At 42.9% G+C, this 13,180-nt stretch carries 13 protein-coding genes; 10 read left to right on the top strand and 3 right to left on the bottom strand.

Going from position 1 to position 13,180, the window contains the following annotated elements; translation table 11 throughout:
- Positions 1-294 precede the first annotated feature (294 nt).
- Positions 295-1,356: a DUF4352 domain-containing protein gene (locus BA81_RS14600; protein ID WP_034283205.1), complete on the bottom strand. Its 1,062-nt coding sequence runs from the start codon at positions 1,354-1,356 to the stop codon at positions 295-297.
- Between the two features lie 527 nt (positions 1,357-1,883).
- Here BA81_RS14600 and BA81_RS14605 point away from each other — a divergent pair.
- Positions 1,884-2,312, top strand: coding sequence for a cell wall hydrolase (locus BA81_RS14605; protein ID WP_024424361.1), 429 nt, complete (start codon positions 1,884-1,886; stop codon positions 2,310-2,312).
- 119 nt (positions 2,313-2,431) lie between these two features.
- Positions 2,432-3,211 carry a glucose 1-dehydrogenase gene (locus BA81_RS14610; RefSeq protein WP_034283207.1) on the top strand — a complete coding sequence of 260 codons (780 nt, stop codon included), beginning with the start codon at positions 2,432-2,434 and terminating at the stop codon, positions 3,209-3,211.
- A gap of 20 nt (positions 3,212-3,231) precedes the next feature.
- Here the strand turns inward: BA81_RS14610 and BA81_RS14615 are convergent, their stop codons facing one another.
- Together BA81_RS14615 and BA81_RS14620 are read right to left on the bottom strand one after the other, a co-directional pair.
- Positions 3,232-4,272, bottom strand: a complete 1,041-nt coding sequence (locus BA81_RS14615) for an acyltransferase family protein (protein WP_034283208.1) — start codon at positions 4,270-4,272, stop codon at positions 3,232-3,234.
- A gap of 210 nt (positions 4,273-4,482) precedes the next feature.
- Positions 4,483-5,475, bottom strand: coding sequence for an LLM class flavin-dependent oxidoreductase (locus tag BA81_RS14620; RefSeq protein ID WP_034283209.1), 993 nt, complete (start codon positions 5,473-5,475; stop codon positions 4,483-4,485).
- Between the two features lie 406 nt (positions 5,476-5,881).
- On the opposite strand from BA81_RS14620, the gene BA81_RS14625 reads away from it, so the two are divergent.
- The 8 genes from BA81_RS14625 to BA81_RS14660 all read left to right on the top strand — a co-directional run bounded on the left by BA81_RS14625 (position 5,882) and on the right by BA81_RS14660 (position 13,145).
- Positions 5,882-6,484 carry a TerD family protein gene (locus BA81_RS14625; protein WP_034283211.1) on the top strand — a complete coding sequence of 201 codons (603 nt, stop codon included), beginning with the start codon at positions 5,882-5,884 and terminating at the stop codon, positions 6,482-6,484.
- A 20-nt stretch (positions 6,485-6,504) separates the two neighbouring features.
- Positions 6,505-7,086: a TerD family protein gene (locus tag BA81_RS14630; protein ID WP_034283212.1), complete on the top strand. Its 582-nt coding sequence runs from the start codon at positions 6,505-6,507 to the stop codon at positions 7,084-7,086.
- Positions 7,087-7,125: 39 nt separating this feature from the next.
- A complete protein-coding gene (locus BA81_RS14635; protein WP_007498343.1) occupies positions 7,126-7,704 on the top strand; it encodes a TerD family protein in 579 nt (192 codons plus the stop codon).
- A gap of 139 nt (positions 7,705-7,843) precedes the next feature.
- Positions 7,844-8,623, top strand: coding sequence for a TerC family protein (locus tag BA81_RS14640; RefSeq protein ID WP_034283214.1), 780 nt, complete (start codon positions 7,844-7,846; stop codon positions 8,621-8,623).
- Between the two features lie 99 nt (positions 8,624-8,722).
- Positions 8,723-9,910, top strand: a complete 1,188-nt coding sequence (locus BA81_RS14645; protein WP_034283217.1) for an HpcH/HpaI aldolase/citrate lyase family protein — start codon at positions 8,723-8,725, stop codon at positions 9,908-9,910.
- A complete protein-coding gene (locus BA81_RS14650; RefSeq protein ID WP_034283219.1) occupies positions 9,900-11,231 on the top strand; it encodes a phosphoribosyltransferase family protein in 1,332 nt (443 codons plus the stop codon). Before BA81_RS14645 ends, BA81_RS14650 begins: the two co-directional genes overlap by 11 nt.
- On the top strand, positions 11,224-12,333 hold the full coding sequence (locus tag BA81_RS14655) for a cysteine protease StiP family protein (protein WP_034283220.1): 1,110 nt from the start codon (positions 11,224-11,226) through the stop codon (positions 12,331-12,333). Before BA81_RS14650 ends, BA81_RS14655 begins: the two co-directional genes overlap by 8 nt.
- Entirely contained in the window at positions 12,330-13,145 is an 816-nt protein-coding gene (locus BA81_RS14660) for an HAD family hydrolase (RefSeq protein ID WP_034283222.1), read from the top strand. The genes BA81_RS14655 and BA81_RS14660 overlap by 4 nt, the downstream gene beginning before the upstream one ends.
- Positions 13,146-13,180 lie beyond the last annotated feature (35 nt).

Below are 13,180 nucleotides of genomic sequence, written 5' to 3' on the forward strand. Positions count from 1 at the left end.
AATCACCGCACCAGTATGAACTAAAGAATGAGGGGTACCTTTTTTTACTTCGAGTTTACACTTCATCTTTAACACAAATAAGCAGAAAAAAATCTTAAGTACAAAAAAGAATAATCAGGATTGAATATCTCATAGTGATCAAGCTAAAGAAAGGAACACTGATTATAGAAAGAAATGTTGTCAAGGATAAGATAACTTGACTATATTCTGGCTTTTTATGATAGAGGGGGTTCACGTTCGCCAAACCAGATGATAAATCATAACAAAAAAACCCCCGGGATCGGGGGTTTTCCTTTAGTTCTTGATGAATTTCTCAACTAATGAGCTTGTTTTGTAATCGTTCAAATCAAGTTTCCATTGGTCGATATCATTTTTCTTCATGTTGACTTCTACTGTTTCTTCAGAAGATGATGGTCCTAATTTTTTAAACTCATCTGGGTAAATCGATAGTAAGTATTTTTGCGCTTCATCATAAGAAGCTGAACGGTTTTTGCTGTAGAACTCAGTTGCTTTCTCTTTCAAACGATCGACAAGCGGACTTGCATCGATTGGTGTAAGAGTGACAGTCACGACAGCTTTATCACCACTGATCGCTTTTGTTTTTGTTGATACTTTTGATTTTTCAGCTAATGTTTCTTTCACTGCTTTTAAAAGCTTATCAAGGTTTTCGTCCTTCGCTGAGCTAGAAGAAATACCAGAAGAAGTGATATAGCCTTGCTTGAATGATTTATCAAATTCGTTCACAACAGTTGATTTGTTATCACCTGTTAGTTTTTCGAAATCGTCGTTTTTCTTACCAAAAATCATCACATCAATATAAGAAGAAAGAGCTTTTGCAGACGCTTGAAGTGTATCTGCTTTTTTCATTAAGTCTTTACCTTTAATATCGAACTCTAGTGTTTTGTCATCTTTTTTAGAACCACTGCCTGGCTCTGTGTACACAAGTTGATAGTCTTTTTCTTTATCAACAACAAAGAAAAGACCGCCTTTTGTGACTTTGTCTGCATTTAAAGAGCTTGAAGATAATACTTCGTTGTAGTCATCTGGAGAGATCGTAGATACCTGTGCGTCATCTTGGTAAAGCGTGAAGTTGCTTTTATCAACATTGAGAGGCTCTTTGCTGATATTTTTTACAGATACATTCACTTTTAGTACATACTGATCATCCTGTACAGATGTATCGTATTGAGGTGGTAATGTGTACTCAGCACTTTCTACCTTTACCTCTGCTGCATCAAGAGATTTTTTGGTATCGTTTTCTTTCGCAGCTGTTTTGTCTTTTCCACCACTACAAGCAGCAGCGACAACAGTTACACACAAGATCAGAAGAAACAGGGATAATTTCTTTTTAAACATGGCGTGTTTTCCTCCTCGGGTTTATGGTGAATTTCATTGAAAAGCTGTAGTTCATATCATTCTTTTTGCACAAAAAGAAAAATACTGTATGTTTTTTACTGTAGAATGAAGCGAAAGTACTGTCAATACCTCAGTGCGTTTCTGAGGTTGATTGGCTTCAAGTAGTAAAAATGACACTAAGTTGAGAGGAGAAACTTGTAATTTATTATTTGATATCTCCTGTAGAAACTCAACATTTTATATTTTAAGGTTTTGAGTCGGATTATTGAATAGGTTCAAATGACTGTTTTTGAAGATGATGTCGCAATTAGAAGGATTTTTATGACTTGTAAATGAGTATATAGTAATGAATATTTCTTCCTGTTATGTATATGGTCACTTGGTTTGAGTGTTGTTGGCAGCGAGACACATGTCCAGCAAATTTAGACAGGCTGCCGACACTGAACATGCTTTTTCATGTAAAAATGGCAGTCATCTACACAGAAACACTACATAAAATAAAAGAGAAACGAACTGGAGGTGGATATATGGCAGTGGTAAGAGCGACAAGCTCTGATATTGATTTAATGGCCAGACTGCTGAGAGCAGAGGCAGAAGGTGAAGGGAGGCGAGGGATGCTGCTCGTAGGAAACGTGGGCATCAATCGTTTGCGTGCCAACTGCTCTGACTTTAAAGGGCTGCGTACGATTCCACAAATGATTTATCAGGAGCATGCATTCGAAGCGGTCACGCATGGTTACTTTTATCAACGAGCACGAGAAACGGAAAAAACACTTGCGCGGAGAAATATTAACGGAGAACGTTTTTGGCCGGCAAAATTCAGCCTTTGGTATTTTAAACCACCTGGCGATTGTCCGGCGACTTGGTACAATCAGCCGTTTGTGGCAAGGTATAAGTCGCATTGCTTTTATCAGCCAACCGCCGAAACGTGTGAAAATGTCTATAACACCTTTTAGCTTGATGAAACGCACAATCCTCTTAGAGTACGAATACAGAGGGTTGTGTTTTTGTTTTTTCCAAAATGGGTAACCATTGTGTATCAACAAGATGAAGCACGTGAATGGAGGAAATAAAGATGTATCAAGATTTAAAAGGGAAAACAGCCATTGTCACAGGCTCTTCAAAAGGAATTGGACAAGCGATCGCATTGCGGTTTGGACAAGAGGAAATGAATGTGGTTGTGAACTATAAAGGCGATGAAGATGGAGCTGAAGAGACCGTACAAGCCATTCAGAAGCACGGAGGTGGGGCGGTGAAAGTACACGCAGATGTCTCCAAAGAGGAAGGCATCCAAGCCATCATGGATACAGCACTGGAGCATTTCGGTACAGTAGATGTATTCGTCAATAATTCAGGCTTCAACGGCGAAGAAGCGCTGCCGCATGAGATGACGCTGGAGCAATGGCAAAACGTCATCGATGTGAATATCACAGGTGCATTTTTAGGCGCAAAGGCTGCGCTCGCCTATATGATGGAGCATGACATCAAAGGGTCCATTTTAAACATTTCCAGTGTCCATCAGGAAATTCCGCGCCCGTTCAATGTTCATTATTCCACTTCAAAGGGCGGAATGAATATGATGACGAAGACGCTCGCTCTTGATTATGCCGAAGCAGGTATTCGAATCAACGCGATTGCGCCGGGCACCATGGCAACCGAATCGAACGATGATTTACAGGATGAATTGAAAAAACAAAAGCAGCTTGAGAAAATTCCGATGAGAACCTTTGGTGAACCGAAGGAGATTGGGTCCGCTGCTGCATTCCTCGTTTCTAAGGAAGCGGCATATATCACAGGCACCACCTTATTTGTGGATGGCGGAATGACACTTTATCCTTCTCAAATTAATGATTAATCCAAAAAACATCCGCCTGTTCATCCGGCGGATGTTTTTTGTTCATAGCGTTGTGCCGCTTTGGCTGTTTTGCCGAGAAGCATCGGATACTTGCTCAGGAAGGAGATACATGGCACCATGAGCAGCAATGTGCCGATCGTATAAAAAAGTGTCCAAGAGAGCTGTGCTGTATCAGCAATATTGATACCAAGTCCATAAAAAACAAATGCTTTCATGATATCGATGCCGGCAAACTGCAAGACAAGAATGACAATAGAATTTCGCCCTAGATACGTCAAAATAGGGGAAGTTTTCAATTTAAAGCTTAAATAAATCACGGCAGCTGAACCGAGTAGAGCACATGCATAGAAAATAAAGAGATCACCGTAGTCGTTGACGCGCATATCGATCCGTGAATTAAAGCTCTGCATGTAAGCCGTCAGCACAAGCAGACCTGTACATAAAAGAAGGGTTGGATCTGTTTTTAATTCCACAAACCATTGCTTTGCTAAAAATCCAATTGAATAAAACACAACAGCCGTCAAGGCGACATTGGCGTTCCAAGGAAGACTTTGATCTAAAAGCAAGGTAGAGGCATATCCAGCACCGCCGCAAAGAACAGTCAGCAAGATCACGGCAGCGGGTTTTCCTTTTGTCAGACGATGCATAAAGAAAAATAAAATTTCCACTAAAAAGAGCGTCGTTAAAAACCAAATCGCAGGGTTATGTGTGAGTCTTGCTTCATCTGCATTGGATATGAAAATACCTGTAAACGGAACGAAGGGATCAATATCCGTTTGTCCCTTGAATGCGAAGAAGCGGGTAACGGAGAACCAAAATACATACGTAATGATGGAGAAATAGAGATAGGGCAAGAGTAAGCTTTTGGCTTTTTTCTGAATAAATGACAGAGCAGGGGATGAGGATGATCGAAACATCATGCCTGATAGTAAAAAGAAAAGCGGCATATGAAAAGAGTAAATGAATTGCTTGAGCGAATCTGGAATGGGCACATGCGCCATGACCACGAGCAGAATGCCAATTCCTTTAGCTGCATCTACCCAATCGAGTCTCTTTTTCATGTCTGTCATCTCCTTCTTTCTCAGCGGCGTAAACCGGTCATTGAATATGTACCTCTACTATATAAAAGGTACACCTCTTATGCGTTTACAGTTCGCTAACGATTAGAAGACACATTTGCGATCAGATGACAGACGGAAGGATTTTGACATCTTGATGTTACATTTCCCATTTTTTATGACAATGTAAAAAAGAAGCCTAGAAAGCTGGCTTCAAAATAATTCTGCTATTCTCTTGAAGGAACGTTGTTTTTCAATCGGATCAAAGGAATTGTTCAGAATCATGATGTCATCCGTTTGATAGCGGTCCATCAAGATCTGTAATTGCTCTTTCACCGTTTCCTTTGAGCCGACAATCATCCGCTGGCGGTTTTGCAGCACTTTTTCCTTTTCCTGTGTGGTGTAGTGATAGGCATTTGCTTCTTCTATAGAAGGAACGCGGCTGTCCAGTCCTTTTTCAACACGCAGCAGCCATAAATCTGTACTGCTGGCGATCCTGTCTGCTTCTTCATCTGTTTCACCGCAGATGACAAAGATGGCAAACATAGATTGTGGCTGGCTGGAAAAGACAGATGGAGAAAAGTGTGATCGATACGTCTCAAATGCTTGTGTGCCGCGTGCAGGATGGATAAAGTGGCCAAAAATATAGTTGATTCCAAGCTCCGCCGCCTGCATGGCACTATTTTCTCCCAGCCCAAGCAGCCAAACCGGCGGATGAGCATCAACAAGCGGAGCAGCTTTCACGCCTGCATGCGGATGGCCAGAAGGCAGGCTGTCTGATAAGTAAAAAAGAAGGTCCTTCAGCTGGCGGTCAAACTGAGACAGGTCTTTATGCACGCCGTCCGTCAAAGCGAGTCTCGTCCTTTCAATCCCGCCCGGAGATTTGCCGACTCCGATCTCAATCCGTCCAGGATAAAGGGCTTCAAGCTGCCGCGTGACCTCTGCTACTTTAAAAGGACTGTACTGAGGAAGTAAAATGCCGCCAGATCCGGTACGCAAGGTTGATGTATGAGCCGCAATATGAGCCATTAATATTTCAGGCGCTGTACTAGCGAGCCCTCTTGTGCTGTGGTGTTCAGCAAACCAATAGCGCTCATATCCAAGCGTTTCAGCCAGCTGAGCCAGCTGCGTTGTGTGAATCAATGTCTCCTGCGCTGTCTGACCTTTAGGAATGGCGACTTGATCTAATATATGAAGTGATGGCATCATCAACATCCTTTCATCAACATGCTGAATATAAGTATAAAGAAATCCATAGGTGGAAGGAAACGAAAGGGTTTATCCTTTGCTTTTATCTTTTCTATATCAACATATGAAACCACATCAATACACTCCTTATCAGCAAGAGCTGTTCATCGGGAACTTTCGACAATGTTTCACATGAAACACTTCATTAACGATATGAACGATTTCCAATGTGCATCTTTCGTTAAAAAAATATAAAGTGTTTGAAACCTATATTGAACATAGATCGTATATACTAGTAAATAGAAAAAAGAGTAAGAGGCTCCAATGTCATTTCATGAATTTTGTCGAATTTTCATGTATGATGATTTTAATAGGGTCCATCGCTTAATAAATAGATTTTTATTATGCTGGAGGAGTGATTGATTTGGCGATTACATTAGAAAAAGGTCAACGTATTGATTTAACAAAAGGGAAAACAGGGCTAACGAATATTCTTGTTGGACTTGGCTGGGACCCTGTATCAAAAGGCGGCGGATTTTTAGGGAAGCTGTTTGGCGGCGGAGGCGGCGCTGATGTTGACTGTGATGCTTCAGTGCTCATGCTGAAAAATGATAAGTTTACGGAAAATAAAGATTTGATTTATTTTGGCAACCTAAAAAGCAAATGCGGCAGTGTGGAGCATACAGGTGACAACCTGACTGGTGAAGGAGACGGAGATGATGAACAAGTCCTCGTCAACTTGAGCAAGGTGCCGGGTAATGTGAATAAATTGGTGTTTGTCGTCAACATTTATGATGCCCTTAGAAGAAACCAACACTTTGGTATGATTCAAAATGCTTACATTCGCATCGTTGATCGTTCAAACAATCAAGAATTAGTGAAATATAATTTAAAAGATGACTATGCAGGAAAAACTTCGTTAATCGTCGGAGAACTTTATCGCCACGAGAATGAGTGGAAATTTGCGGCGCTTGGAAATGGTACAAATGATGCGAAGCTTGCCGATATTACGAGAAACTATATTTAAACAGAAGGGAGAGGTTCCTAGTGGGAATTTCTTTAGCGAAAGGTCAAAAAATTGATTTAACAAAAACGAATCCGGGCTTAACAAAAGTAGTCGTCGGTCTTGGCTGGGACGTCAATAAGTATGACGGCGGACATGATTTTGATCTAGACGCAAGTGTATTCCTTTTAGATGCGGCAGGTAAAGCAAGCTCTCCATCTGACTTTGTCTTTTACAACCAAACAACTGGCGGAGGCGGAAGTGTCGTACATACAGGCGATAACCGCACTGGCGAAGGGGACGGAGATGACGAGCAGGTCAATGTTGACCTTGCAGCTGTACCAGCAAGTATTGAGAAGATTTCATTTGTCATTACGATTCATGATGCAGAAGTACGCAGTCAAAATTTCGGACAAGTGTCTAACGCATATGTACGTATTTTAAATGCAGCATCGAATGAAGAACTCATTCGCTACGATTTGGCAGAGGATTTCTCAATTGAGACAGCCATTATTGTAGGTGAATTATACCGTCATGGCGGGGAATGGAAATTCTCAGCTGTCGGATCAGGCTATCAAGGCGGTCTTGCCCGCATTGCAACGGACTTTGGCTTAGATATCGGATAACGATAACTTCCTATTTTCAAAGACAGGAGAGATACGAATATGGCGATTCAGCTTTCAAAAGGACAACGTGTCGATTTAACCAAAACCAACCCAGGGCTGACGAAAGTGATGATCGGTCTTGGCTGGGATACGAATAAATATTCTGGCGGAGCCGAATTTGATTTGGACGCTTCGGCTTTCTTGGTGGATGCAAATAATCGTTGTCAGCAAGATACAGATTTTGTGTTCTATAATAACCTTCAGCATCCGAGCGGCAGTGTCACTCATACAGGTGATAACCGTACAGGTGAGGGAGATGGAGACGACGAGCAAATTCTCGTTGATTTCTCGAAAATTCCTGCTAACATTGATCGTATCGGAATTACAGTTACGATCCATGATGCAGAGGCGCGCAGCCAAAATTTTGGACAAGTCTCTAATGCATTTGTTCGTGTTGTAAATGAAGAGGGCGGGGAAGAATTGATTCGCTTCGATTTAGGCGAAGACTTCTCAATTGAAACAGCTGTTGTGGTATGTGAATTGTACCGACACGGAAGTGATTGGAAGTTTAACGCGATCGGAAGCGGATTCTCTGGCGGACTTGCAGCTCTTTGTCAAAATTATGGGTTAGAAGTGTAAATAAGAGAAACAAATCAATTCAAGAGTTGCTGTCAAAAGCTCATATGAGGGCCTTTCCTAAGTGAGAAAGAAACAGCGATCAAGAATAGCAGCAGGCGAAAGCCTGCTGATGCTTCTACACTTATAGGAGGAAAACCAGTTGGACATTTTGAAACATATGTTGGATACATATGCCTCGTTTTTTGATTGGCATATGTGGGCAGAGGTATTAACAGACCCTGTCTCTTGGGGGCTTATTGGGACGCTTGTCGTGCTTGAAGGATTGTTATCTGCAGATAACGCACTTGTATTAGCTGTAATGGTGAAACATTTACCAGAAAAGCAGCGTAAAAAGGCATTAACCTACGGATTAATTGGCGCTTATTTCTTCCGTTTTCTATTCATTGGCGTAGGGATGCTGCTTATTAAGTTCTGGTGGATTAAGGTCCTCGGAGCTGCTTACTTAGCATGGCTTGTTATTAAGCACTTCTGGTTAGGTGACGGCGATGATGAAGCGAAGGAACTGAAAAAAGAAGGCTGGATGGTTCGTGTCTTTGGTGTGTTCTGGGCAACCGTTATTTCTGTTGAAATTATGGACCTTGCCTTCTCGGTTGATAGTATTCTTGCAGCATTCGCTGTATCTGAGGAAGTATGGATTCTACTATTAGGCGGAATGCTTGGAATTCTCATGATGCGTACAGTCGCGCAGTTATTCCTTGTTCTCATTGACCGTATTCCAGAGCTCGAGAATACAGCGTTTATTCTCATCGGGATCATTGCGATCAAAATGGGCTTGAGTGCTGCTCACATTGAAATCCCGCATCTTGTATTCTTTGCGATTATTATCCTAGCATTTATCGGAACGTTTATTGTTCATAAAATCAATAAGAAGAAACATCAAGAAGTGACAAACGAAGCTGCGGCTTCAAAAGAAGAATAGGACGATCAAAAAGGAATGGAGTTGATTAGCGGCTCCATCCTTTTTTGAATCATCAAGTCATTTGTTCGATTTTCTCTCAACAACAGGAGGTGGCACAGCATGCGGTATTTTGAGTTTTTATCAGAGGCGAGGCAGCGCGATATTTTTTTCAAACGGCCGGGGGCGATGCATTTGATGACGCCAAGGCACGTACTTGCGCATGCATTAGGTGCTACTTTGTATATGCCTGCGACAAGACAGGATATAGCAGACATGCTGCTGTCGCAGAAATATGAAGCGCTTTGCTCTGTTGTATTTTGTTTAGAGGATGCCATCGGTGATCAAGAAGTGGAAATGGCTGAACAGAATCTAGTGGTACAACTCGCCAAACTGTCGGACAAATTAACGCATACACCTGAAATGGCTGAACAAATGCCGCTTTTATTTATTCGGGTTCGTTCGCCGAAGCAGCTGCTCAAAATGGCAGCTTTGCTTGGTTCATCTCTTCGTTTATTGACGGGTTTTGTATTTCCAAAGTGTTCTATTCATAATGCGAAGGATTATTTGGACAGCTTGAAACAGGCGTCCGCACAAACGAAGACAACGCTGTACGGTATGCCCATTTTGGAAACACCCGATTTATTAGAAAAAGAAACAAGATATACGGTGCTGTCTGAGTTAAAGCAGATCATGCTGAATGATGAAGAATATATTTTGAATATTCGTATTGGGGCAACGGATCTTTGCGGCCTATATGGCATTCGCCGTGATCGCGACACCACCATTTATGAAATCAGATTGATTGCTGATTTGATCACAGATATTATCAATTATTTTGGCCGTTCCTTTGTTGTATCAGGTGCTGTATGGGAGCATTTTGGCTCTGCGCGAAAGGAACAAAAACCATTCATCCGTGCGCTTTCTAAGGGCGGTGAGCTGTCCTTATCTGAATTCGATGACGTACAAGGTTTACTCAAAGAGACAAGACTCGATGTAGCCAACGGCATACATGGAAAGACAGTGATCCATCCAACACATCTCAAGCCAGTGCAAAGCATGTACGTTGTGACAAAGGAAGAGTACTTGGATGCATTAAGCATTCTGGAACATGCTGACGGTACAGTTGGCGTGATGAAGAGTGCCTTTTCTAATAAGATGAATGAAACGAAGCCCCATTACAGGTGGGCAGAGCACATATTAATTAAGTCAGACATTTACGGGGTGTTTCATGAAAATAGAAGCTATATCGACATACTCACAGAATCAGAAGCGGCATACGCTGAACATCTTGGAACATATGGAGGTTGAGCTTGACCTCAAAGAAGGTGCGCTCCAGCTGGAAAAAGAGCATCTTTTTGAGATGGCGGCAAGGGTGAACAAAAAAAGAGCCTTTTTATTCGTTAGTAAGGTGCTTGGAAAGCATATTCCTGTTCATCCAGTAAAACCGCTCCTTGTCTCGGGTCTTTTAGCGATGGCATATGCCAAAGAGCAAACGGGAAAGACGCCCCCGCACCAAGATCTTATCGTCGAGGCACTCAAGACGGATGATCACAAGGTGTTAACGGCAGCCTATGAAACACTCAAAAAAGAAAAGCTTTCAGCTGGCAATGAGCCTGTCGTCATCGGCTTTGCGGAAACGGCAACAGCCCTTGGACATGGTGTGTATGATGTGATAGAAGGCGCATCATACATTCATACGACACGTGAACAGCTGCTGGGTCTTGACCCGTCATTGGTATTTGAAGAAGAACATTCGCATGCAACAGATCAGCTTTGTTATGCAGACGAAGCATTCCTTCGCACAGACCGCCCCATCGTGTTAGTAGATGATGAAGTCACGACAGGCCGTACCAATATCAACATCATTCGTGACCTTCATGCAAAGTATCCAAGGCATTCTTATACCATTCTTTCCATTTTGGACTGGCGGACGGAGGAGCATGAGAAAGCCATGTGCCAGCTTGAAGAGGAGCTTGGAATTCACATCACATCATTGTCTTTATTAAAAGGGCAGATGATTTTTCGAGGCAAAACGCTCGATGAGCCAGCTTATTCGTATGAGATTGCGGAGCAAGAGAATCAGCCAAGTCTCTCTTTTCACTCTCTTCAATCTTTCTTTAAGCAAGTGCCGTATTCATTTTCTCATGCAGCGAATTCAGCGGGTCATTCGCCATATATACATGAAACGGGCCGTTTTGGTTTAAAGGCAGCAGATACGGAAGCGCTCGACCAAGCAGCTGCTGAAGCGGGATTGAGGCTGCGGCAGGAACGCAAAGGAAAACAAACACTCTGCTTAGGGACAGGTGAGCTGATGTATGTGCCGATGAGACTGTCTGCACACATGGGGCAAGGCGTTCTCTTTCATTCAACAACGAGAAGCCCTATTCACCCAGTCGAAAAGGATGGATACGCTGTCCAAAATGGGTTTACCTTTATGAATCCAGAGGATGCCCGAATTCAGCACTACGTGTACAACATTCCAAAAGGTGAATATGATGATGTATTTCTCTTTTTTGAGAAAAAGGTATCTCAGGAGGCATTGCTTCCGCTTGTTCACTTATTTGCTGAGCGGCATGTGAAGCACGTGCATATTGTGACATTATCAGACGAGGTGAAGGTGAATGGCTAATGTGTATACAAAGATGGGGAGCTATCCAGAGCAGGATGTAACCTTCTTACTCAAAGATTTATCCTCTATTGAGATGGAGAAAAGTACAGAAGAGCGGGAGCGTTCGATTCAGAGCGGTGCGCATTATTCAGAAATGCTGCCAATTGAGTACAAACCAACGGCATCTTATATGACTTTATTCTATCAATCTCTTGAAGAAAGTAAGGAAAAGGTAGCAGAAGCAGTAGCTGTTGTAGCAGAACAGATTGTGAAGAAGCGAGGCTTCCAAACCGTGCTTTGCAGTTTGGCGCGTGCGGGGACACCGATCGGGGTGCTGATCAAACGATATATTCGAAAGACGTATGGTTTCGAGCTGCCTCATTACAGCATTTCTATTATTCGCGACCGCGGAATAGACGAGAATGCACTGCATTATATGCTGAAAGAACATCCAGGTTTTGAAATTGCTTTTATCGATGGATGGACTGGAAAAGGTGCGATTTCGAAAGAGCTCCAAAAAGCTGTTTTTGATTTTGAAAAAAAGTATGGTGTACGTCTCTCGAGTGAGCTGGCTGTGCTGGCAGACCCCGGCTATTGTACACATGTATACGGAACGAGAGAGGACTTTCTCATTCCAAGTGCCTGCCTGAATTCGACGGTGTCTGGACTTGTCAGTCGTACGGTACTAAACAACCGCTGGATCAATGCCGATGATTTCCATGGGGCAAAGTATTATAAAGAGCTGCTCGATGAGGATGTGTCCAATCTGTATGTGGATACGATTGAAGAAGCATTTTCCAGCCTTGAACCAAATGTACAAGAGAAAGCAGAAACCATCCTTACGCAGGGGACGCCGGCAGATTGGCGGGGAATGGCATCCATTGAAGCAATCGGTCAGGAGTTTCAAATTGAAAATACCCATTTGATTAAGCCGGGTGTTGGTGAGACGACCCGCGTGCTGCTTAGAAGAATCCCGTGGAAAATCTTAATTCAGCCTGGATCTCAGGAGAAGCTGAAGCATATTTTGCTTTTGGCTGAGGACAGAGGTGTTCCTGTCATTGAATATGCCAATATGTCCTACACGTGCTGTGGATTAATTCGTCCACTGGAGCAAACGTCATGAAGACATATGCATTTGCCAGTGATTTAGACCGGACGCTGATTTACTCACATCGAGTGCTTGAGCAGTATGCGTATGAAGGAGAGTACGATTTAGTTGAGGTGCTGGACGAAAGGCCGCTTTCCTATATGTCTGTTGAAACGAAAAAATCTTTGCATACGATTCATCAATCAGGCTGGTTCATTCCAGTGACGACAAGAACAACTGCACAGTATGAACGAATCACCTTCTTTGAGCAAGAGCTTAAACCGGAGTATGCTGTCACAACAAACGGGGGCTGTATTCTTCATCATGGCAAGCCGCTTGAGGATTGGCAGGCCATTGTTGATGAGAGACTTAGGGAGTGTATGCCAGTCAGAGAGATGCTGAGGGCGATCTCCGAGCTTCCAGTTGCGGCATGGGTGAAGCGTACCCGTACAGCAGAGGGAAGATTCCTTTATTTGATTATGAAAGAGGAGTATCTATCTCACATTCCGCTTGCTGAATTGAAGCTGTGGGGTGAGGAGAGAGGATGGCAGGTTTCTCTTCAGGGACGGAAGCTTTATTTTATTCCCCAGCCGCTTAATAAGTGGGATGCTGTTGCTTTTCTAAAGGACAGGCTGCAGCTAGAATACGTCTATGGTGCGGGTGATTCCCTGTTAGATGCGGGGCTCATTCGTCAGTCAGATATGGGCTTTGCCCCAAGGCATGGAGAAGTTCTCGGCTTTGATCCAGAACTTGAGCCGACAGCAGCATCTGGCATGGCCGCAGCAGATGAAATCACCGCTTGTGTCATCAAGCATATGATGAACGTAAAAAAGCCTTCGATTCGATAGCAGAAGTAGAAGGCTGAATGATATGATAGTAGTAG

Origin of the sequence: Bacillus safensis FO-36b, from assembly GCF_000691165.1 — a bacterium.
GTDB lineage: Bacteria > Bacillota > Bacilli > Bacillales > Bacillaceae > Bacillus > Bacillus safensis.